This window comes from Rhodovulum sp. PH10, from assembly GCF_000293785.1.
Classification (GTDB): Bacteria; Pseudomonadota; Alphaproteobacteria; order Rhizobiales; family Xanthobacteraceae; genus Rhodoplanes.
In genome coordinates this window covers 65,528-87,320 of sequence record NZ_AKZI01000007.1, presented here as the reverse complement: position 1 = coordinate 87,320, position 21,793 = coordinate 65,528, and the positions used below count along the sequence as shown (strand labels likewise).

15 protein-coding genes are annotated in these 21,793 nt (G+C 70.7%); 8 read left to right on the top strand and 7 right to left on the bottom strand.

What is annotated here, in order from left to right; translation table 11 throughout:
- Positions 1-45 precede the first annotated feature (45 nt).
- The gene (locus A33M_RS24760) at positions 46-849 is read right to left on the bottom strand and encodes a helix-turn-helix transcriptional regulator (RefSeq protein ID WP_052026794.1); all 804 of its coding nucleotides are present in this window, start codon (positions 847-849) and stop codon (positions 46-48) included.
- Positions 850-1,418: 569 nt separating this feature from the next.
- On the opposite strand from A33M_RS24760, the gene A33M_RS01170 reads away from it, so the two are divergent.
- From A33M_RS01170 to A33M_RS01150, 5 genes are all read left to right on the top strand, one after another.
- Positions 1,419-3,422: a methyl-accepting chemotaxis protein gene (locus A33M_RS01170; protein WP_008382580.1), complete on the top strand. Its 2,004-nt coding sequence runs from the start codon at positions 1,419-1,421 to the stop codon at positions 3,420-3,422.
- Between the two features lie 156 nt (positions 3,423-3,578).
- Positions 3,579-5,588 carry a methyl-accepting chemotaxis protein gene (locus A33M_RS01165; RefSeq protein ID WP_008382578.1) on the top strand — a complete coding sequence of 670 codons (2,010 nt, stop codon included), beginning with the start codon at positions 3,579-3,581 and terminating at the stop codon, positions 5,586-5,588.
- Positions 5,589-6,003: 415 nt separating this feature from the next.
- The gene (locus A33M_RS01160; RefSeq protein ID WP_052026793.1) at positions 6,004-8,175 is read left to right on the top strand and encodes a methyl-accepting chemotaxis protein; all 2,172 of its coding nucleotides are present in this window, start codon (positions 6,004-6,006) and stop codon (positions 8,173-8,175) included.
- 250 nt (positions 8,176-8,425) lie between these two features.
- Complete coding sequence (locus A33M_RS01155; protein ID WP_040618779.1) at positions 8,426-10,393, top strand: methyl-accepting chemotaxis protein; 1,968 nt, start codon at positions 8,426-8,428, stop codon at positions 10,391-10,393.
- Between the two features lie 116 nt (positions 10,394-10,509).
- Positions 10,510-12,285, top strand: a complete 1,776-nt coding sequence (locus A33M_RS01150; RefSeq protein WP_008382573.1) for a methyl-accepting chemotaxis protein — start codon at positions 10,510-10,512, stop codon at positions 12,283-12,285.
- A 15-nt stretch (positions 12,286-12,300) separates the two neighbouring features.
- Here A33M_RS01150 and A33M_RS01145 read toward each other — a convergent pair whose 3' ends face one another.
- From A33M_RS01145 to A33M_RS01130, 4 genes are all read right to left on the bottom strand, one after another.
- Entirely contained in the window at positions 12,301-12,759 is a 459-nt protein-coding gene (locus tag A33M_RS01145; RefSeq protein ID WP_008382571.1) for an NfeD family protein, read from the bottom strand.
- Positions 12,760-12,762: 3 nt separating this feature from the next.
- The gene (locus A33M_RS01140) at positions 12,763-13,911 is read right to left on the bottom strand and encodes an SPFH domain-containing protein (RefSeq protein WP_083850240.1); all 1,149 of its coding nucleotides are present in this window, start codon (positions 13,909-13,911) and stop codon (positions 12,763-12,765) included.
- A 207-nt stretch (positions 13,912-14,118) separates the two neighbouring features.
- A complete protein-coding gene (gene fixJ, locus A33M_RS01135) occupies positions 14,119-14,781 on the bottom strand; it encodes a response regulator FixJ (RefSeq protein WP_040618778.1) in 663 nt (220 codons plus the stop codon).
- Positions 14,771-16,318, bottom strand: coding sequence for a two-component system sensor histidine kinase NtrB (locus tag A33M_RS01130; protein WP_008382567.1), 1,548 nt, complete (start codon positions 16,316-16,318; stop codon positions 14,771-14,773). Before A33M_RS01130 ends, fixJ begins: the two co-directional genes overlap by 11 nt.
- A gap of 197 nt (positions 16,319-16,515) precedes the next feature.
- Here A33M_RS01130 and A33M_RS01125 point away from each other — a divergent pair, with 197 nt between their 5' ends.
- The 3 genes from A33M_RS01125 (at position 16,516) to purH (ending at position 20,179) form a co-directional block, all read left to right on the top strand.
- Complete coding sequence (locus A33M_RS01125; RefSeq protein WP_157223278.1) at positions 16,516-17,202, top strand: helix-turn-helix domain-containing protein; 687 nt, start codon at positions 16,516-16,518, stop codon at positions 17,200-17,202.
- Positions 17,203-17,346: 144 nt separating this feature from the next.
- Positions 17,347-18,171, top strand: a complete 825-nt coding sequence (locus A33M_RS01120; RefSeq protein ID WP_008382565.1) for a universal stress protein — start codon at positions 17,347-17,349, stop codon at positions 18,169-18,171.
- A 415-nt stretch (positions 18,172-18,586) separates the two neighbouring features.
- A complete protein-coding gene (purH, locus tag A33M_RS01115; protein WP_008382564.1) occupies positions 18,587-20,179 on the top strand; it encodes a bifunctional phosphoribosylaminoimidazolecarboxamide formyltransferase/IMP cyclohydrolase in 1,593 nt (530 codons plus the stop codon).
- A gap of 119 nt (positions 20,180-20,298) precedes the next feature.
- On the opposite strand, the gene A33M_RS01110 is transcribed toward purH, so the two are convergent.
- Together A33M_RS01110 and A33M_RS01105 are read right to left on the bottom strand one after the other, a co-directional pair.
- Positions 20,299-20,829: a GNAT family N-acetyltransferase gene (locus A33M_RS01110; protein WP_008382563.1), complete on the bottom strand. Its 531-nt coding sequence runs from the start codon at positions 20,827-20,829 to the stop codon at positions 20,299-20,301.
- A gap of 41 nt (positions 20,830-20,870) precedes the next feature.
- A complete protein-coding gene (locus tag A33M_RS01105; RefSeq protein ID WP_008382562.1) occupies positions 20,871-21,671 on the bottom strand; it encodes an alpha/beta hydrolase in 801 nt (266 codons plus the stop codon).
- Positions 21,672-21,793: the final 122 nt, after the last annotated feature.

The following is a 21,793-nucleotide window of genomic DNA, read 5'->3' as shown; positions in this document are numbered from 1 at the left end:
GAAAGCGGCTCCGGCGCAGCCCCGTCGGAGTTCCCAAACGGGCTCTCAGCGCTCGTCGCGCAAACGGGTGAGCGTCCAGTGGATCGCCTGGGCGCGGTTCGGCACGCCGAGCCGGGCGAGGATGCCGGAGACGTGGATCTTCACGGTGTTCGGCGAGATCGCCAGGCGGCGGCCGATCTCGATGTTGCTCAAGCCTTTCGCCATCAGCTCGAGGACCTCGCGCTGGCGCCGGCTGAGGGCGACCGGCAGGCCGATCGCCTTCGGCTCGCCGGGCATGGCGGCGGGACCGGCCGGACCGGCGCCGTCTACCGGCGGCTCGTCCGGCTCCGGCGGCTTGGCGGCGGCCGCGTTGGCCCGCAGCGACCGCTCGATCTTCTCCATCACCCGCTCGAGCCGCGCATCGACCGACGCGCTCGCCACCTCGTCCTTGAGGATCACCGGGTCGCGCTTGTCCGGCATCATGCGGGTGATCTCGACGTGCAGCAGCACCGCGCGCGCCTCGCCGACGCGATACGGAAAGCCGAGCAGCAGGAACCAGCGCGGCTCGTCCGGTCCGTGGCACGGATAGAAGAACGACACGGCGTCGGCGCGCCCGCGCAGGAGCTGGGTGACGGCGCCGATGATGTGAGCCGACTGCGCGTCCGCGAAGGCGCAGTGCTGGAGGTAGTTCTGGCCGACGCCGTGGTCGGGCAGGTCGAGGCTCGCGCGATCGGCGAATTTCTTCCATCCTTCGTTCACGGCGAGGATGACGCCGCTGCCGTCGAGGATCACGGCATGCACCGCGGCGTCGCCGAACGGGCGCTCGAAAGCCGCGATGGACCACTCGTGCGAAGGTGGAGACCGGTCCACGCTCCCGCCCGCGGGGGGTGAACTCTGTGGTCCGAGATTATAGATCATCAACTCAGCTTCTTCGTCGGGAGGCAGGGATGTGCCCGAGCAAGCCGCTCGAATTATTCTAACGCTGCTCGATTTGACAAGTACCTTTAAGTTCTTACGTAACTACACTCCACTAGATTGAAGCATTTTTTGCATGATCTGGCTAACCGTTCGGTAGTAAATCGGACAGAAGCAGGGACGGTCGCCACAACCGTACCGGGCCGGACGAAGGGAAGGATCGGTCGCCGGTTGCGACTCGGCCGACGAGCCGCCCGAGCGGCTCGCCCTCTTGGTCGCTTCGGGTGAATGCGGGGTTCGATCGTTGCTCTAAGTATGATTCCGTACGGAGTCGCCAATCTTCGTCACAATTCGCAAATCCCCGTCGCGCGGGAAAGTCGCCGCGTACGATTCCGGCCGTGGCTTTTCACCGTGTCGTGCGATTTCGCTAGGTAATCACCCTGATTCGGTACGGCGGTGCCGCCGGTTGCGATCTTGTTAAGTCCCCACCGGGTAGAACTGCAGCAAACCGGGAATCGATCATCATGCGCCGTCCACAGTTCCGCTTGTCGACTCGAATCTATTCCGGCTTCGGGGTGCTGCTGCTGTTCGCCGTCGGTCTCGCGGCGTTCGGCACTTGGGGCCTCGTCACCGTCAAGTCGAGCGTCGACACGATGAGCGCGCTGTCGGAGAGCGACATCCGCACGCTGCACATCGGCAAGGACCTGGAGGCGCTGCGCCGCGCCACGCTGCGCTACAAGTTCGACGATTCCACCGAGGCCGAGACCGATGCCAACGCGCTGCTCGCCCGCGTGTCCAAGCTGGTGCGGGAGGCGGTGACGGTGTCCACCTCGGTCGAGCGGCGCGAGATCTACGAGGCGTCCGCCGTCGCGCTCGATTCGTTCGCCGAGAAGTGGCAGGAGCTGACCGTGCTCGGCAAGGATCTGCTGGCCGAGCGCAAGAAGCTCGACGCCGGTGGCGCCGCGCTCGACGCGGCGTTCGCCACGATGGCCAAGGCCACCCGCGCCGATCCGGAGGTCGCGCTTGCGGTCGCCGAGCTCGAGAAGAACCTGCACCGGGTGCGGCGCGACATCTGGTGGTTCGTCGCCACCCGCGTGCCCGAGGCGGCGGATGCGTTCCATCACGGCATCCAGGCGGCCTACGAGGCGAGCGCCATGCTCGAGCAGGCCGACATCCCGCCCGCGACGATGGCCGCGCTCACCTCGGTCAACGCCACGCTGGCCGCCTTCGCCGCCGGCTTCGAGCACGTCGCCGGCACCTTCACCAAGAGCGACCAGCTCTATTTCGAGGAGATGGTGCCGGAGATCGTCGCCATCCAGGAGGCGGTCGCCGACGCTCAAGGCTCGCTCAACCGCGACCGCATCGCCGCCCAGCAGGCCTCGGACGTCACCGTCGCCACCACCACCCGGGTGCAGCAGGTTCTGGTCGCCGTGGCGCTGCTGCTCGGCGGGCTGCTCGCCGTCCTGATCGGCCGCTCGATCGCCCGCCCGATCCGCCGCATCACCGCCGTGCTGGTCGATCTCGCCGCCGGCGACACCGGCGTGGTGGTGCCCTATGTCGAGCGCCGCGACGAGGTCGGCGACAATGCCCGCGCGGCGCAGACCTTCAAGGACAACCTGTTGCGCATCGAGGCGATGAAGGCCGAGCAGGCGGCGCTGGAGGAGAAGGCGGCGGCCGAGCGCAAGCAGGCGATGCACGCCCTCGCCGGCGAGTTCGAGGCGGCGGTCGGCGAGATCGTCGAGACGGTGTCGGCGGCATCGGCCGAGCTCGAGGCCGCGGCCGGCACGCTGTCGCACACCGCCGACACCACCCAGCAGCTTTCGACCGAGGTCGCCGCCGCTTCCGAGCAGGCCTCCGGCAACGTGCAGAGCGTCGCCTCCGCCAGCAACGAGATGACCGCCTCGGTGCAGGAGATCAGCCGCCAGGTGCACGACTCGAGCCGGATCGCCCGGGAGGCGGTCGCCCAGGCCGAGCGGACCGACGGGCGGGTGACCGAGCTGTCGCAGGCGGCCGCCCGGATCGGCGACGTCGTCCAGCTGATCACCGCGATCGCCGAGCAGACCAACTTGCTGGCCCTCAACGCGACCATCGAGGCGGCGCGGGCCGGCGAGGCCGGCAAGGGCTTCGCGGTGGTCGCGAGCGAGGTCAAGGCGCTCGCCACCCAGACCTCCAAGGCGACCGGCGAGATCGCCGCCCAGATCACCGGCATGCAGTCCGCCACCCACGACTCGGTCGCGGCCATCAAGGAGATCGGCGGCACCATCGGTCGCCTGTCGGACATCTCCGCCTCGATCGCCGCGGCGATCGAGCAGCAGGGGGCGGCGACCTCCGAGATCGCCCGCAACGTCGAGCAGGCCGCGCGCGGCACCGCCCAGGTCGCGACGACCATCGGCGAGGTGAGCCGCGGCGCCGGCGACACCGGCTCGGCCTCCGCCCGGGTGCTCGCCTCGGCGCGCGCGCTCGCCGGCGAGAGCACGCGACTGAAGGAGAAGGTCGCCGACTTCCTCGGCACCGTCCGGGCCGCCTGAGCGGGGAAAAATTTTTCACGATGCGCCAGCGCCCGCCGGTGCCCGCGTCCGGCGCGCATGGGCGGGTTGCGAGGCAAAGGCCGGGGAATTCGTTCACGCCCTCTTAAGTGCGCCGCCGTACTGGGACCGTCGTTCGACAATCCCGGAAGTTTCCCAATGCGTTTGCCATCGCTTCGTCTCGCGGGCCGGATTTATGCCGGCTTCGCGATCCCGCTCGCGTTCGCCGTCGCGCTCGCCGGCTACACCAGCTACGCCCTGCTGCGAATCGAGGGGGCCTCCGATGCGATGGGCGTCCTGTCGGACGCGACCATCCGCATGCTCGGCCTCGAGCACGAGCTCGAGGTGATGCGGCGCGCCGCCCTGCAGGTGCGGGCCGACAACTCCGACATGGCGATCCAGCAGGGCACCGAGGCCGCCCAGCGCTCGGTCGGGCTGATCGAGACGGCGGTGAAGGCGTCGCTGTCCGACGAGCGTCGCGCGGTGCTGCGCGAGATCGAGGCGGGCATCGGCGAGTTTCAGAAGCACCGCGAGGCGCTGGTCGCGCAAGGCCAGGAGATCGCCGGCGAGCGCATGGCGCTCACCGGTGGCGGCGACGCCCTGGTGGCCGCCACCTCGCGGATGATCGCGGCGGCGCGCGGCAGCGACAGCCAGTCGCTGGCGCTCGCGCTCGCCGGGCTCGAGAAGCACATGCAGACCGTCAGGGTCGACAACTGGCGCACCATCGCCAACCGCGACGCCAACGGTGCGGCGAAATTCCGCAAGAGCCTCGCCGGCGCGCGCGCCGCGCTCACCGCGATCCAGCAGGGCGACCTGCCGGTCGACGTCTTGACCGCGATCGCGCCGATCGAGGAGGCGCTCTCCGCCTATGCCGAGAGCTTCGAGCGCGTGGTCGCCGGCACCGACCGGCGCAACGCGATGTTCGACTACGAGATGGTGCCGCTGATCGTCAGGCTGCAGGCGATGGTGGCGAGCCTGCAGCGCGAGCTGAATGCGGAGTTCACCGCCGCCAACGCCACCACCGCCGCCACCGTGACGACCGCCATCACCATGCAGCAGGCGATGGGCCTCGCGACCGTGCTGCTCGGCGGGCTGCTCGCCTTCCTGGTCGGGCGCGGCATCGCCAAGCCGATCCGTCGCATCACCGGCGTGCTGCGCGAGCTGTCGCGCGGCAACCAGGCGGTCGACATCCCCTATGTCGCGCGGCGCGACGAGGTCGGCGACAACGCCCGCGCCGCCGAGGCCTTCCGCGAGAACCTGGTGCACATCCAGGCGGCCGAGGCCGAGCGCGTCGCCACCGAGGCGAGCTCCGCCGAGGAGCGGCGCGCGGCGATGCGCAAGCTCGCCGACGATTTCGAGCGGGCGGTCGGCCACATCGTCGAGACGGTGTCGTCCGCCGCGACCGAACTCGAGGCCGCCGCCGGCACCCTCACCGGCACCGCCGAGACCACCCGCATGCTGTCGACCGAGGTCGCCGCCGCCTCCAGCCAGGCCTCGAGCAACGTTCAGGGGGTCGCCTCGGCGACCGACGAGATGACCTCCTCGATCGCCGAGATCTCGCGCCAGGTGAACGAGTCGACCCGCATCGCCGGCGAGGCGGTCGCCCAGGCGGAGAAGACCGACGGCCGCATCGTCGCGCTGTCGCAGGCGGCCGCCCGGATCGGCGACGTGGTCGAGCTGATCACCGCGATCGCCGGCCAGACCAACTTGCTCGCCTTGAACGCGACCATCGAGGCGGCCAGGGCCGGCGAGGCCGGCAAGGGTTTTGCCGTGGTGGCGCAGGAGGTGAAGCAGCTCGCCGCCCAGACGGCGAAGGCGACCGGCGACATCGCGACCCAGATCACCGGCATGCAGGCGGCCACCGGCGAGTCGGTCGCGGCGATCAAGGAGATCGGCGGCACCATCGGCCGCATCTCCGAGATCTCCTCGTCGATCGCCGCGGCGATCGAGCAGCAGGGGGCGGCGACCCACGAGATCGCCCGCAACGTCCAGCAGGCAGCCAACGGCACCAGCGAGGTCGCGCGCACCATCGCCGAGGTCGAGCGCGGCACCGGCGAGACCGGCTCGGCCTCGGCGCAGGTGCTGTCGTCGGCGCAGGCGCTTTCGGGCGAGAGCAACCGCCTGAAGCTCGAGGTCGCCCGCTTCCTGGACAGCGTCCGCGCCGCCTGATTTCGGCGTCCCGAAACATCGGCGCCGCTCGAGGCGAGACAGACGCGGGTCGCGCGCGAGCGCGGCCCGCTTTTTCGTGCGCGCCTTCGACGCCGATTCGCGGTTGCCGCCGGCACCCGGCGGGAGCTTTGTCGACCGAATTTTCGCTCGGTGAAAGAAGCGGGGCTCAATAGGTTTCCATGATTCTACGGAGGTTTTTAAGTACCGGAAAAACCTACGTAATCGTCCTCACCGAAGGCCCGTTTAACTTCCATTTAGGCGTATTGCCGCTGAATGGAATGCACGATCCGGTTGCGATCGGCATCGCGTGCATTCGGACGAACGGCTCGGCGACTCCCGCCCGACGCGGGAGCCGGAGCGTTCCCGCATGCCTCCGCGGCGCCGGTCGGGCCGTCACTGCTGCGGGAGAAATCGCATGAACGGGTCGGTGCATGGGGCGGGCGTCGTGGATCCGCGGGGGTTGCGGGCGATTTATGCCGATCGGGCGATCGGCACGAAAATCATGCTCGGCTTCGCCTGCGTGTTGGTGATCATGGCGGCGATCGCCGCGGCGTCCTACCACAGCCTGGGGACGATCGACGACGGCTTCTCCCACTTCGTGCAGAGCGTCGACGAGGCCACGCTGGTGCGCAAGGTCGATCGCGGCTTCGCCGACGTCCGGCGGATGACCAACGAGTACACGCTGGCGACCGTCGAGCAGGACTCCGACCCGGTGGTGGAGCGTCAGCGGCAGCTGCGGAAGACCATCGGCGAGGTGATCTCCGCGCTCGAGACGCCCGCGCGCGTGGCCACCCTCCAGCGGATCGCCGGCGCCTACGACGAGTATTCCGCCAGCTTCGAGAGCATCGTGCCGCTCAAGCACGAGCAGTCCGAGATCCGCCGCACGGTGCTCGGGCCGGTCGGCGGCCGGGTGACGAAGCAGCTCGGCACGCTGCTGGAGCTCGCCGATGCGCGTCCCTCCGAGTCCGGTGCGAGCGCGCTCGCCGGAAAGGTGATGCGCAGCTTCCTGCTGATTCGCCTGAACGTCAGCAAGGCGTTCGGCCGGATCGAGACCGAGGCCGAGAAGCGCGCCGACCAGGACTATGCCAACCTGCAGGCCGCGCTCACCGCGCTCGGTCGCGACACCGATCCGCAGATCGTCCGCATCGTCGACGACATCCGCAAGGATGCGGCGGCGTATTTCGACGGGTTCAAGAAGTACATGGCGCTCGACGACCGGATCGGAACGCAGGTCGACGTGGAGATGCCGCGCCGCGCCGAGGCGATCGCCAAGGACACCACCGAGATCCGCGACGCCGCCGCCGCCGAGCAGGGCGTCATCCAGGACGCGACCTCCGACACGATCTCCGGGACCATGTCGTTCGTCGGCATCGCCGGCATCGCCTGCGTGCTGGCGGGCGTCCTCCTGTCGTGGCTGATCGGCCGCTCGATCTCGCGACCGATCGTGCGGATCGGCGAGGTCCTGGTGAAGATCGCCGGCGGCGACAAGGAGGTCCACATCCCCTATGTCACGCGGCGCGACGAGGTCGGCGACAACGCCCGCGCGGCGCAGACCTTCAAGGACAATCTGATGCGCCTCGCCGCGATGGAGGCCGACCAGCGCGCCGCCGACGAGCGCGCCGCCAAGGAGCGGCAGGCGGCCGTGCACCGCATCGCCGACTCCTTCGAGGCGGCGGTCGGCGAGATCATCGAGACGGTGTCGGCGGCGGCGACCGAGCTGGAGAGCGCGGCGGGCTCGCTCACCAAGACGGCCGAGGGCACGCAGAGGCTCTCCTCGACCGTCGCGGAAGCCTCCGAGGAGGCCTCGACCAACGTGCAGAACGTCGCCTCCGCCACCAACGAGATGACCTCCTCGGTCAACGAGATCAGCCGGCAGGTGCAGGAATCGACCCGGATCGCCGGCGAGGCGGTCAAGCAGGCCGAGCGCACCGACGGGCGGATCGCCGAGCTGTCGCAGGCCGCGTCGCGGATCGGCGACGTGGTGCAGCTGATCACCGCGATCGCCGAGCAGACCAACTTGTTGGCCCTGAACGCCACGATCGAAGCGGCCAGGGCCGGCGAGGCCGGCAAGGGGTTCGCGGTGGTGGCGCAGGAGGTCAAGGCGCTCGCCGCCCAGACCGCGAAAGCGACGGGTGAGATCGCGACCCAGATTTCCGGCATGCAGGCGGCGACCCAGGACTCGGTCGGCGCGATCAAGGAGATCGGCGGCACGATCGGCCGCATCTCGGAGATCGCCGCGGCGATCGCCGCGGCGGTGGAGCAGCAGGGCGCAGCGACCTCCGAGGTGGCCCGCAACATCCAGCACGCCTCGCAGGGCACGGCGCGCGTGGCGGAGAGCATCGGCGAGGTGAGCCGCGGCGCCAACGCCACCGAGGCCGCCTCCGAGCAGGTGCGCTCGTCGGCGGGCATGCTGGCGGTCGAGGGAAACAAGCTGAAGGACGAGGTCGCACGCTTCCTGATGAACGTGCGCACCGGCCCGATGGATCGCCGCGAGGCGGACGACCCGAACTATGCCGGCCCCGAGCGCCGTGCCGACCGTCTCGTCAAGACGCCGGCCGCCGTGCGGGCCTCGCGTGCCGCGGCATGACCGCGGCGGCGCGGGGGCGGCCCCGCTCCGCAATAGGACGTATCCTGCGATCCGTGACAATTAAATCTCTCTTCAGACGAAACCACGAGGATCGAGACGGCGGAACGGGTGGGTTGCGTTCACGGATTGTCACGACGCCGGACCGGACTTGCCCTCGCCGGCGCAGCGTTCCGCCGCGATCGCGGCCCACCCCCGTCCCTGGAGATTCGGCACCCGCGTCGACCGGCGCGGGGCCCACGGAGTTCTCTCGATGGCTTTTCGGATGCGTTTGACCCACAAGATCGCCGGGCTCGGTGCGCTCGGCATCGGTGGGCTGTTCGTGGTCGGTGCGCTGTATCTCTACGGGGATGCCGAGCAGTCGCGCTACCGTCTCACCGCCGAGCAGGCGCGCGCGGTGGAGCGCCGGTCCGACGCGGCGCTGATCGGGATGCTCGAGCTGCGCCGCACCGAGAAGGATTTTCTGCTGCGCAAGGACCCGGCGCTGGTGAAGCGGCACGACGCGCTGACGGCCGAGACGGCCGACGCGCTGAAGGCGCTCGAGCCGGCCGCCGCCACGGTCGGCGGCTCGTTCGCGTCGGACGTCGCCGCGGTGCGCAGGAACTTCGAGGACTACAAGCAGCGGTTCGACACGCTGGTGCGCGACCGCACCACCCTCGGCCTCGACGAGAACGCCGGCCTCGAGGGCGTGTTGCGCAACGCCGTCCATTCGATCGAGAGCACGCTGAAATCGGTCGACCAGCCCGGCCTCGCCATCACCATGCTGATGATGCGGCGGCACGAGAAGGACTTCATGCTGCGCGGCAGTCCGCGCTACGGCGAGGAGATGAAGAAGCGGCTCGCCGAGTTCCGCAGCGCGCTCGCCGCCGCCGATCTCGGCGATGCCGCCAAGGACGACATCGCCGCCAAGCTCGCCGCCTACGAGACCAACTTCTTCGCGTGGATGGCGGCGGCCGAGCGGGTCGCGGCCGACCAGAAGGCGGTGTCCGAGACCTTCGCCGCGATCGAGCCGCGGTTCGACGCGATTCACAAGGCGGTCGATGCGGCGCGCCGCCGAAGCGACGAGGCGGAAACCGCGACCCAGGCCTCGACCCAGTTCATGCTGCAGCTCGCGATCGTGCTGGTGACGCTCGGCGTCGGCGCGCTCGCCTTCCTGATCGGGCGGGCGGTGTCGCGGCCGATGGTCGCGCTCACCGGCGGCATGCAGAAGCTCGCCTCCGGCGATTTCGAGGTGGTGCTGCCGGGGCTTTCGCGGGCCGACGAGGTGGGCGACATCGCCCGCGCAGTCGAAGCCTTCAAGGTCCAGGCGGTGGAGAAGTCGCGCCGCGAGGCGGCGGCGCAGGCCGAGCAGGAGAAGGCGGCGGCGGCGCAGCGCAAGGCCGACATGTACCGGCTCGCCGATTCCTTCGAGGCGGCGGTCGGCGGCATCATCGGCTCGGTGTCGTCGGCGGCGACCGAGCTCGAGGCGACCGCGACCACCTTGAGCCAGACCGCATCGACCACCCAGTCGATGTCCGGCGCGGTGAGCGCGGCCTCCGAGGAGGCTTCGACCAACGTCCAGGCGGTCGCGGCCGCGACCAACGAGATGGCCTCCTCGGTCGGCGAGATCAGCCGCCAGGTGCAGGCGTCGAGCCGGATCGCCGACGAGGCGGTGCGGCAGGCCGGCCGCACCGATGCGCGGGTCGGCGAGCTGTCGAAGGCGGCGGCGCGGATCGGCGACGTTCTCGAGCTGATCACGGCGATCGCCGAGCAGACCAACTTGTTGGCCCTGAACGCCACGATCGAGGCGGCGCGGGCCGGCGAGGCCGGCAAGGGCTTCGCCGTGGTGGCGCAGGAGGTGAAGGCGCTCGCCGCCCAGACGGCGAAGGCGACCGGCGACATCTCCGCCCAGATCGCCGGCATGCAGTCGGCGACCCAGGACTCGGTCGCGGCGATCGCCGAGATCTCCGGCACCATCGGCAAGATCGCCGAGATCGCCTCGGCGATCGCCGCGGCGGTCGAGCAGCAGGGCGCCGCGACCGGCGAGATCTCGCGCAACATCCAGCGCGCCGCCGCCGGCACCACCGAGGTCTCGGCCAGCATCGGCGAGGTGAGCCGCGGCGCGCAGGAGACCGGTGCGGCGTCCGACGAGGTGCTCACCGCCGCCTCCCAGCTCGCCGGCGAGAGCAATCATCTGCGGCTCGAGGTGCAGAAATTCCTGGCGAGCGTGCGGGCGGCGTGACACCGCCCCGCGCGGTCGGTCGCACGGTGTGTTCACCACGTCCGCGCGCCGTCATGTGCGGTTAAGACGCCCCGGCTAGGTGTTCCGTCGTCACCTGTTCGTTTGCGAAGGTTTCGATGGTTCTCCCGCGTCTTACGATCGGCCGCCGCCGGGCGTCGGCCGGTCCCCGCCGCCGCTGGCGCGACCTGCCGCTCGCCGCCGCCCGTGCGCTTCTGCATCCCGGCATCGTTCTCAAATCGGTCGCGCTGATCGTCGTGCTCGCCGGCCTGTCGATGCTGGCGAACTGGTTCTGCCTGCGCAGCGTCGATGCGCTCGCCGAGGTGAACCGCACGGTGGCGCTCAGCGTGTCGCCGGCCCGTGTCGCGCTCGGCGAGGCGAAGAGCGCGATGGCCGCCATGGGGCTCGCGACCTACAAGACGGTCGCCGCGGTCGATCGCGACGTCGCCCGCGAGGCCGGCAGCGACATCGACACGCAATACGCCGCGGCCAAGAACTCGCTCGCCAACGTGGTCGCCGCCTTCCCCGATCTCGGCGAGGAGGTCGAGGCGATCGTCACGGCGCTCGACGATCTGCGCGGGCTCGCGACCGGCGTCCGCAAGGCGGTGCTGGCGGGCAAGCGCGGCGAGGCCGAGACCATCCTCGATCTGCGGTTCGACGCCGCGTTCGACGCGACCACCGCAAAAATGTACCGGCTGATCAACATTCTCGGCGGCGAGACCAAGACGCTGCTCGCCTCCGCCGAGACCCAGCAGGCGAAGGCGCTGCGCGACGCGTGGCTGGTGCTCGGGCTCGGCACGATGGGCGCGGTGCTGCTGGCGGCGCTGGTGTCCTGGCTGATCGTCGCCCGGCCGCTGCGCCGTCTCGCCGGGGCGCTCGGGCGGATGGCCGAGGGCGAGCTCGACATCGCGGTCCCGGGCGCCGCGCGCTTCGACGAGGTCGGGCGGATCGCACGGGCGACCGCGGCGATGCGCGAGCACGTCGCCGCGCGGGAGCGGCGGGAGGCCCGCGAGCGGGAGGAGGCGGAGCGGGCGGCGGCGGCCGAGCGCAAGGCCGCCACCCTGGCGCTGGCCGATCGGCTCGAGGCGGCGGTGGTCGAGGTCTTGGTGCGGATCGGCGGCACCGCGACCGAGCTCGAGGCGACCGCCGGCCGGCTCACCGAGACCGCCGAGCGGACGCGGGCGATGTCGCAGTCGGTCGCCGTCGCCTCCGGCGAGACCTCGGCGAATGTCGGGGCGGTCGCCGGCGCGACCGACGAGATGGCGTCCTCGATCGACGAGATCGGCCGGCAGGTGCAGGCCTCGCACCGGATCGCCGACCGGGCGGTGAAGCAGGTCGAGGCGACCGACGCGCGGGTCGGCGCGCTGTCGCAGGCGGCCGCGCGAATCGGCGACGTCGTCAAGCTGATCACCGCGATCGCCGAGCAGACCAACTTGTTGGCTCTCAACGCGACCATCGAGGCGGCCAGGGCCGGCGCCGCCGGCAAGGGGTTCGCGGTGGTGGCGAGCGAGGTCAAGGCGCTCGCCGGCCAGACCGCAAAGGCGACCGGCGAGATCGCGACGCAGATTTCCGGCATGCAGCAGGCGACCCACGACTCGGTCGCGGCGATCGGCGAGATCTCCGGCACCATCGGCGAGATCGCCGAGACCGCGGCGGCGATCGCCGCGGCGGTCGAGCGGCAGGGCGCGGCGACCGCGGAGATCTCGCGAAGCGTCCGCAGCGCCGCGGCGGGCTCGGAGGAGGTGTCGTCCAGCATCGCCGCGGTGAGCCGGAGCGCGGAGGAGACCGGCGCCGGCTCGCAGGCGGTGGCGGATGCCGCCGAAACGCTCGCCGGCGAGAGCGAGCGGCTGCGCCACGAGGTGGAGACGTTTCTCGCCAGCGTGCGGGCGGCGTGAGAGCCGCGCCTTTCGTCAGCCCTCGGGCCGCTCGGCCCGCTCGACCCGGATCGTCACGCCGTCGACCGCGGCGACCGTGACGCGGCTGCCGGCCGGCGCGTCCGGCCCGGTGACCCGCCACACGGTGTCGTCCACCGTGATGGTGCCGGCGCCGTCGACGATCGGCTTCTCCAGCGTGAAAACCCGGCCGACCAGCGCCTCGAGCCGGCGGTTGAGAAACGGCCGATCGGTCGGCGTCTCGCGCGCCAATCGGCGCCACAACGGGATCGCCACCACCGAGAACACGGCGAAGGCGATCAGCTGGAGCTGCCAGCCCCAGTCCACCAGAAACGAGATCAGCCCGACCAGCAGCGCGGCGATGCCGAGCCACAGGAGAAAGATCCCCGGCACCACGATCTCGGCGATCAGCAGCACCGCCGCCGCGGTGAGCCACCCCCACGGCCCGAGCGAGACGAAGCCGGACAGGATCGACATGGCTCACCGGTTGGTCTGGAACGGCGACGAGAACGGGGTTTGCGGGGCATTCGTCCCGCCCGCACCACTCGGGCCGCTCGATGCCCCGGAGGAGCCGGACATGCCGGTGCCGGCCGGGCCGGTGAGCGGCGTGGTCGGCCGGGTTTGCGGCCGCGGCGTGCCGCCGGCAGGACCGCCTCCGCCGGGGCCACCGCGCCCGCCGCCGCCCGGCGGGTGGTCGGCAAAGGTCGACTTGTCGGAAAAGGTCGATTTGGCGATCTCGGCGATGCCGGCGAGCGAGCCGAGCACGTTGGTGGTCTCGATCGGCAGCATCACCACCTTCTGGTTCGGCGCGCGGGCGAGCTCGGCGAACGCCTTCAGGTACTTTTCCGCGATGAAGTAGTTGAGCGCCGCCATGTCGCCGCGGGCGACCGCCTCGCTCACCATCTCGGTCGCCTTGGCCTCGGCCTGCGCGAGCCGCTCGCGCGCCTCGGCGTCGCGGAAGGCGGCCTCGCGGCGGCCCTCTGCCTCCAGGATCTGCGCCTGCTTGGCGCCTTCCGCGCGGAGAATCTCCGACTGGCGCTGGCCCTCGGCGGTGAGGATGTCGGCGCGCTTCTCGCGCTCGGCCTTCATCTGCCGGCCCATCGCGTTGACGAGATCGGCGGGCGGGAAGATGTCCTTGATCTCGATGCGGTTGACCTTGATGCCCCAGGCCGACACCGCGGCGTCGACCACCCGCAGCAGGCGGGTGTTGATCTCGTCGCGATGCGACAGCACCTGGTCGAGATCCATCGCGCCCATCACCGAGCGGATGTTGGTCATGGTCAGCTTGACGATCGCGAGGTCGAGCTCGGCCACCTCGTAGCTCGCCCGGACCGCGTCGAACACCTGATAGAAGGCGACCCCGTCGACCGTGACGGTGGCGTTGTCCTTGGTGATCACGTCCTGCTGCGGGACGTCGAGCACCTGCTCCATCACGTTGATCTTGCGCCCGATCCGATCGACGAACGGGACGATCAGGTTGAGCCCCGGCGTGAGCAGGCGCGTGTAGCGCCCGAACCGCTCGACCGTCCAGGCGAAACCCTGCGGCACGGTCTTCACCCCGAGAAAGATCGTCAGGATGGCGAGCAGCACCACGACGACGATGAAGACGTCCAGTCCGCCGAAGATCATCAAAAAGCGCTCCCGTGCTTCCGAGCCCGGCCCGAGTGTGGCGACGCCGATGCCGGACGGCAAGCGCCGGGGCCGCGACCGGTGTCGCATGCCCCGATTGGAGCCGTGCGACGGTGCCGCGGTTCATGCGGCCGGGGCGGGGGAGACGGTGCAGGGAAACGGTGGCTGCGTGTGGGGCGTAGACCCGTGAACGAGGCGCTGAAAGAATCAGCCGCCGCGCTCGGCGCGCGGCTCGGAGCGCGGCTTTGGCGTGTCGGCCGGGTCGACGCCGGCGATCAGCGTCATGCGCACCAGCTCCGAGAGGCTGACGGCGTGCATCTTGGTCATCACGTTGGCGCGGTAGATCTCGACCGTGCGCGGGCTGATGCCGAGGTCGTAGGCGATCACCTTGTTCGGCTTGCCGGCGACCAGCCCCTCCAACACCTCGTGCTCCCGGCCCGACAGGCTGGCGATCCGCTCGCGCAGCGCGAGCTTTTCGCTCTCGCGCTCGGCCCGGCTCTCGGCGGTGGCGAGCGCGCTGCGCACCGAGGCGAGCAGCACCTCGTCGTCGAACGGTTTTTCCAGAAAGTCGACCGCGCCGCTCTTCATCGCCTCGACCGCCATCGGCACGTCGGCGTGCCCGGTGATGACCACCACCGGAATGCGCAGATCCATCGCCTTCAGCCGCCGCAACAGGTCGACGCCGCTCACCTCCGGCATCTTCACGTCGGTGACGACGCAGCCGCCGGCGACCTCGGGCAGCGCGGCGAGGAAGGCGACGGCGCTCTCCCAGCTTCGCGTCGTCATGCCGGCGGCGCGCAGGAGGAAATCGAGCGAGCGGCGAACCGACTCGTCGTCGTCGATGACGTGCACCACCGGCTCAGCCGACATCGCCGAGATCGTCCTCGTTGCTCACGGCGGGCAGTGTAAACCGGAAGACGGCACCGCCGCCAGGGTTCGGCTCGGCCCAGATCTTCCCGTCGTGACCCTCGATGATGGTGCGCGAGATCGACAGGCCGATGCCCATCCCGTACGCCTTGGTGGTGGCGAACGGGCGAAACAGCTGGCCGGCCATCTCGGGCGCGATGCCGGGCCCGGTGTCGGCCACCTCGACCTGCACGCTGCCGTTCGGCCCGGCGACCGTGGCGACGGTGAGCGTGCCGCGCGGCACCTCCTCCATCGCCTCGATGGCGTTGCGCATCAGGTTGAGCAGCACCTGCTGGATCTGCACCTTGTCGACGAACACCCGGTCGATCGCCGGGTCGAGTGCGAGCCGCACCCGCACGCCGCTCTCCTTGGCGCCGACCAGGGCGAGGGCGCTCGTCTCCTCGATCAGCGTCTTCAAGTTCTCGATCCGCTTCTCGGGCTCGCGATTGGCGACGAAGTCGCGCAGCCGGCGGATGATCTGGCCCGCCCGCAGCGACTGCTCGACCGAGGCGTCGACCGCCTCGCGCACCATGTCGAGCCGCTCGTCGGTCTCCGGCGGCACCCGGTCCATGGCGGCGGCGTCCTTGGCGAGCAGGCGGCGGCAGCCGGCGAGATAGTTGGCGATCGCCGAGAGCGGCTGGTTGAGCTCGTGGGCGAGGGCGGAGGCCATCTCGCCCATCGCGGTGAGGCGGGAGACGTGCACCAGCTCGGACTGCAGCTGCTGCAGGCGCGCCTCGGTCTCCTGCCGCTCGGTGAGGTCGCGCACGAAGCCGGTGAAGAAGCGCCGCCCCTCCGAGCGCATCTCGGCGACGGTCAGCGCGATCGGGAAGGTCGAGCCGTCCTTGCGCTCGCCGACCGCGACCCGGCCGATGCCGATGATGTGGCGCTCGCCGGTGGCGAGGTAGCGGCCGATGTGGCGGTCGTGGGCATCGCTGTAGGGCGCCGGCATCAGCATGCGGACATTGTGGCCGATCACCTCCGATGCCGGATAGCCGAACAGCCGCTCGGCCGCCGCGCTGAACTCCTGCACCACGCCGTGCTCGTCGATGATGATCACCGCGTCCGGCACGCTGCCGAGCACCGAGCGCAGATGCGCCTCGCGGGCGGTGACGCTGCGGGTGCGGGCGGCGGCCTCGTCGCGGGTGACGCGCAGCCACTGGCCGAAGCCGGCCATGCCGCAGCCGATCAGCGCGAACACCGCGACGCCGGCGAGGGTGCCGTCGTTGGCGGTGCCGGTGCGAAGCTCGGCCGCGTGCAGCAGGAGCGCCATGGCGGTGGCGACCAGCCCCGGCCCGAGCCCGCCGAGCGCGCCGGCGACCAGCACCGGCGGCACCATGTAGAGGAGGTCGGCGGGCGCCGAGGCCGCCGGCGACACGCCGGCGTGCAGCAGGTGGGCGGCGAGCGGCAGCCCGACCGCGAAGGCGTACCAGGCGAGCGGCCGCCCGGCCGGGCGTGCCGGCCCGCTGCCGAGCCCGGAGGCCCCGACGTCGATCTCGACCATGGCTCGCTCTCCTGCACGCCGAAGGTGCCGCGGCACCGCCGGCAGACGCCCGCTCCGGCCGCTGCCCGTGTCGAGGTGCCTGGATGCTGCACCCTCCGGGATGCCCCTTAGGGAGACGCCCCGGATTTACCGTGGCGGCGCGCCGCTTACGTTGATCGTATCGCATCCTGCCCCCTCGGCGGAGCCGCGTGTCGACCATGTTGATGCAGAATGCCAGGACCCTGAGCGCGACCCATCCCGCAAAACCGCTGGACCGATGGGCACCGGAGCCGCACGGCATCGACATCTCGGCGCTCGACACGCTCGGCGTGCGGATGAGCTATGCCCGCAACGCGGAAATCTTCGGCGAGGGCGAGCCGACCCACTATGTCTTCAAGGTGGTGGCGGGGGCAGCGCGCACCTACAAGGTGCTCGACGACGGCCGCCGCCAGATCAGCGCCTTCTACCTGCCGGGCGAGGTGTTCGGCCTGGAAGCGACCGACACCCACCACTGCTCGGCCGAGTCGGTCGGCCGCTCGATCTTTCTGGTGATCAAGCGGACCGCGCTTCTGTCGCTCGCCCGCACCGACCACCAGACCACCCACCTGATGTGGCGGCTGACGGCGCACGAGCTGGAGCGGGTGCAGACCCACATGCTGGTGCTGATCCGCAGCGCGCAGGAGCGGGTCGCCTGCTTCCTCCTGGAGATGGCCGAGCGGATGGGCACCGGCGACGTGGTCGAGCTGCCGATGTCGCGCCAGGACATCGCCGATTATCTCGGGCTGACAATCGAGACGATCTCGCGCACGCTGACCCAGCTCGAGGGCAACGGCGCGATCGCGGTGCCGACCTGCCGGCGCATCGTGCTGTGCGACCGCGCCGCGCTCAAGCGCTTGCACGCGTGATGAATTCGGCTCCCGGCTGCGGTCCGACCGGCGCCGGGAGAGAGAAAGAAAAGCCTGCGACACGATGCGCCTCGGGGAAGGCGTGAGGCCGGGCACGGAACGGGGACGGAGAAGGCGCTCGCCGGTCACGACGAGGAGCGAGCCATGTCCTACGCCACCGTGATGGTCCATGTCGGGGCCGACGAAGGCTCCGACGCCCGTGTGCGCCTCGCCGCGTCGCTCGGCGAGCGGTTCCACTCCACCCTGATCGGCGTCACCGGCCAGGCGCCGGCGCCGATCTACGCCAACGAAGGCATGGTGCTCGATCTCGGGCCGACCGAGGACGAGACCATGACGGTGACCGCCGAGCTCGGCCGGCTCGGCGAGCATTTCCGCAATCTTGTCGGCCCGACCAACCGGCGGGTCGAGTGGCGCGCCTCGCCCGACCACCCGATCGAGGTGGTGGCACGCGCCGCGCGGGCGGCCGACCTGATCGTGATCGGCACCGATCCCGCACCCACCGATCCGTTCCGCGCGCTCGACCCCGGCAGCGTCATCCTGCGGGCCGGCCGCCCGGTGCTGGTGGTGCCGCGCGGGCTCGGCGTGCTCGATCCGACCCGGGTGATGATCGCCTGGAAGGACACGCGGGAGGCCCGCCGGGCGCTGGTCGACGCGCTGCCGTTCCTGCACGAGGCCGAGCGGGTGATGGTCGTCGAGGTGTGCGACGCGGGGATGGAGGACATCGCCCAGGACGACATCGACGACGTCGAGCGCCACCTCGCCCGTCACCGCATCTCGACCGGGGCCGGCATCGTCGTGCAGGGGGCGAGCTCGACCGCGGGCGAGCTGATCAGGATCGCCCGCGAGGAGCGGATCGACCTGATCGTCGCCGGTGGCTACGGCCACAGCCGGCTCGGCGAGTGGATTTTTGGCGGCGTCACCCGCGGGCTGATCGCCGACAGCCCGATCTGCAGCCTGCTGTCGCATTGAAGCGGGCTTGCCCGGCCGGGCGCCCGGTGGTTCGAGCGCCCGGCCGGGCGTCCGGAGGCGGTCCGGGTCGCCCGGCGGGGCAGGGCGCGTCCGCGCCGGCGGGGGGCGGGCACCGGCGCCGGCGCAAAGAATCCGCCGGCGTTGGCGACGGTTCTTGATGCAGCGCAGTTTCTCCGGGCGGGAAAACGCGCTAGGGAGCGGACGCGGCAGTCGCGCCGCGCTCGCCTCGCGGCCGTGCTCTCGTCGAGCCCGGCGCGCCCACGGGACATCGTGACGCCCGCTGGCCGCGCGAGCCCGACGGCCGCCCCCCGTCTTCGTTGCGACGGCATGCGAATGTCGGACGCGGACCACTAGCCAATACGGACGTCGCGGCCCATGATGCCGCCGACCCCGTCAACCGTAACGATAGTCATCGATGACAGAACAACCGCGCCGCATTCGCCGTGCTCTCCTTTCCGTTTCCGACAAGTCCGGCCTGGTCGACTTCGCCCGCGAGCTCGCGCGCCACGGCGTCGAGCTGGTGTCGACCGGCGGCACCAAGGCGGCGCTCGCCGAGGCGGGCCTCGCCGTGCGCGACGTCGCCGACCTCACCGGCTTTCCCGAGATGATGGACGGCCGCCTGAAGACCCTGCATCCCAAGGTGCATGGCGGGCTTCTGGCGATCCGCGACAATGCCGAGCACACCGGGTCGATGGAGGCGCACGGCATCGAGCCGATCGACCTTCTGGTGGTGAATCTCTATCCGTTCGAGCAGACCGTCCAGAAGGGTGCCGACTTCGAGACCTGCGTCGAGAACATCGACATCGGCGGCCCGGCGATGGTGCGGGCGGCGGCCAAGAACCACGGCGACGTCACCGTGGTGGTCGACCCGGAAGACTACCGCACGATCGTCACGGAGATGGCCGCGCACGGCGGCGCCACCACGCCGTCGCTGCGCAAGAAGCTCGCCGCCAAGGCGTTCGGCCGCACCGCCGCCTACGACGCGGCGATCTCCGGCTGGTTCGCCGACAAGCTCGACGACCCGGCGCCGACCTACAGCGCGTTCGGCGGCAAGCTGATCCAGGTGATGCGCTACGGCGAGAACCCGCACCAGACGGCGGCCTTCTATCGCAGCGCCGAGGTGCGCTACGGCGTCGCCACCGCCCGCCAGCTGCAGGGCAAGCAGCTCTCCTACAACAACATCAACGACACCGACGCGGCCTTCGAGTGCGTCGCCGAGTTCGATCCGAAGCGGACCGCCGCCTGCGCCATCATCAAGCACGCCAATCCGTGCGGCGTCGCCGAGGGCGAGACGCTCGGCGAGGCCTACCGCAAGGCGCTCCTGTGCGACCAGGACTCCGCCTTCGGCGGCATCGTCGCGGTCAACCGCACGCTCGACGCCGAGGCCGCGCGGATGATCACCGGCATCTTCACCGAGGTGATCATCGCTCCCGACGCGACCGACGAGGCGATCGAGATCGTCCGCACCAAGAAGAACCTCCGCCTGATGGTGGCCGGCGGGCTGCCCGATCCGAGGAAGCGCGGCACCACCATGCGCACCGTCGCCGGCGGCTTCCTGGTGCAGTCGCGCGACAATGCGGTGGCCGACGATCTCGTGCTGAAGGTGGTGTCGAAGCGCCAGCCGACCGAGGCCGAGCTCGCCGACCTCACCTTCGCCTTCCGGGTCGCCAAGCACGTCAAGTCGAACGCCGTGGTCTATGCCAAGGACCGCATGACGGTCGGCATCGGCGCCGGGCAGATGAGCCGGGTCGATTCGGCGGCGATCGCGGTGCGCAAGGCCGAGGACGCCGCCCGCCTCGCCGAGCTGCCGGCCCCGCTCACCAAGGGCTCGGTGGTCGCCTCCGACGCGTTCTACCCGTTCCCGGACGCGCTTCTGGTGTCGATTCGCGCCGGCGCCACCGCCGTGATCCAGCCGGGCGGCTCGATCCGCGACGACCAGGTGATCAAGGCCGCCGACGACCACGGCGTCGCCATGGTGCTCACCGGCCTGCGCCATTTCCGGCACTGAGGCGCTCTCGTCCGGCCGGACGGTGGCCCGCAAGGGCGCCGGCCGGCCACGAGGTCACGGACGTTTCGGCAGCGACGGCGGCGACCTCTCGCCGCCGCCGATTCTCACCACACCTCGCCTCACCACACCTCGCCCGGCCGCCACTCGACGCTGATCGGTGCATCGAGTGCGAGCGCCGGCGTGGCGGGGAGACGATGGATCATCATCTCCTCGTCGGGGGTCGGCTCCCAGCGGTCGCCGCGCCGCTGAAACAGCGGGCCGCGCCAAGGCTCCCAGCCGAGCCGGGCATAGAAGGCGGCGTCCGAGGGCGACAGCGCCGCCACCTGGAAGTCGCCGACATGATCGACGAACCGGCGGAGCAGGGCCGAGGCCCAGCCGCGTCGCTGCATCTCCGGCAGGGTCGCGACCGCCTCGACATAGGCGGTTCGCAGCGTGAGGCCGTCCCGCGTCTGCAGGCGGCGCTCGACCCAGGCGAGATGGGTGACCAGCCGTCCGTCGTGCCGGCCGAGCAGATGGACCGCGCCGGCGTCCTTCAGCTCCTCGAAGTGAGGCTCGAACGGCTGCTCGTAGGCCGCCGTGCACAGCGCCACGGCTTCGCCGTGCATCCGGGGCGTCAGCCGCTCGAGCTTTTCGATGCAGAGATGGTGCATGGCCGGCAATTACGGGTTCGGTCTGGTCGCGCCGCGCCGGCTCACCCGCCGAGCGGCATCTCCTCCACCGCCCGCAGCATTCGCGAAATGTCCTCGGGGCGGGAGAGGCGGTGGTCGCCGTCCTTGATCAGCGTCAGCACCACGTCGTCCTGGGCGAGGCGGGAGGTGAGGTCGACCGCGTGCTGCCACGGCACGTCCGGATCCTGCACGCCCTGAAGAATGCGCACCGGGCAGCCGGTCTCGATCAAATCGCCGAGCAGCAGGTGGTTTCTGCCCTCCTCGATCAGCCGCCTGGTGATGACGGTCGGCTCGTCGGCATATTCGGAGGGGAGCTGCCAAAAACCCTTCGCCGTGATCTCGTCTTTCACCTTTTGCGGAAACTTTTCCCACATCAAGACTTCGGTGAAGTCGACCGCCGGGGCGATCAGCAACAGGCCCGCGACCGAGGGCGCCTCCGGCGGCAGCGCACCCGCCGCCGCCCGCCTCGCCAGCGCGCGCGTCAGCAGGAGCGCGAGCCAGCCGCCCATCGAGGAGCCGACGAAAATCTGCGGGCCATGGCAGCGGGCGGTCACCACCGCGATCGCGTCGTCGAGCCATGCACCGATGGTGCCGTCCTCGAACCGCCCGTCCGATTCGCCGTGCCCCGAATAGTCGAACCGCACGAAGGCCCGGCCGGCCTTTTCGGCCCACCCGTCGAGCGCCTGCGCCTTGGTGCCGCTCATGTCCGACTTGAAGCCGCCGAGCCAGACGAGGCCCGGCCCCGCGCCCTCGCGGCGACGCACGGCGATCCGGTGCGTTTTTTGGCCCTCGCCCACGGTGAGCGTCTCGACGATCTCGTTCATCTCTTCCTGCCTCCACGCCCGGCCGCGACCCGCACCACCACGATTTTCCGCGGGCCGGTGCCCGCCTGTGGGCGGCTCGCGGCCGATTCGGGAGCCAATATTGCCGCCCCAAATGGCACGGT

Bases quoted from the DNA above. Each gene is read 5' to 3' on its own strand.
- A33M_RS01170 (WP_008382580.1), top strand. From the start codon at position 1,419: ATGCGCCGTCCACAGTTCCGCTTGTCGACTCGAATCTATTCCGGCTTC.
- A33M_RS01165 (WP_008382578.1), top strand. From the start codon at position 3,579: ATGCGTTTGCCATCGCTTCGTCTCGCGGGCCGGATTTATGCCGGCTTC.
- A33M_RS01160 (WP_052026793.1), top strand. From the start codon at position 6,004: ATGAACGGGTCGGTGCATGGGGCGGGCGTCGTGGATCCGCGGGGGTTG.
- A33M_RS01155 (WP_040618779.1), top strand. From the start codon at position 8,426: ATGGCTTTTCGGATGCGTTTGACCCACAAGATCGCCGGGCTCGGTGCG.
- A33M_RS01150 (WP_008382573.1), top strand. From the start codon at position 10,510: ATGGTTCTCCCGCGTCTTACGATCGGCCGCCGCCGGGCGTCGGCCGGT.
- A33M_RS01145 (WP_008382571.1), bottom strand. From the start codon at position 12,759: ATGTCGATCCTGTCCGGCTTCGTCTCGCTCGGGCCGTGGGGGTGGCTC.
- A33M_RS01140 (WP_083850240.1), bottom strand. From the start codon at position 13,911: ATGATCTTCGGCGGACTGGACGTCTTCATCGTCGTCGTGGTGCTGCTC.
- fixJ (WP_040618778.1), bottom strand. From the start codon at position 14,781: ATGTCGGCTGAGCCGGTGGTGCACGTCATCGACGACGACGAGTCGGTT.
- A33M_RS01130 (WP_008382567.1), bottom strand. From the start codon at position 16,318: ATGGTCGAGATCGACGTCGGGGCCTCCGGGCTCGGCAGCGGGCCGGCA.
- A33M_RS01125 (WP_157223278.1), top strand. From the start codon at position 16,516: ATGTTGATGCAGAATGCCAGGACCCTGAGCGCGACCCATCCCGCAAAA.
- A33M_RS01120 (WP_008382565.1), top strand. From the start codon at position 17,347: ATGTCCTACGCCACCGTGATGGTCCATGTCGGGGCCGACGAAGGCTCC.
- purH (WP_008382564.1), top strand. From the start codon at position 18,587: ATGACAGAACAACCGCGCCGCATTCGCCGTGCTCTCCTTTCCGTTTCC.
- A33M_RS01110 (WP_008382563.1), bottom strand. From the start codon at position 20,829: ATGCACCATCTCTGCATCGAAAAGCTCGAGCGGCTGACGCCCCGGATG.
- A33M_RS01105 (WP_008382562.1), bottom strand. From the start codon at position 21,671: ATGAACGAGATCGTCGAGACGCTCACCGTGGGCGAGGGCCAAAAAACG.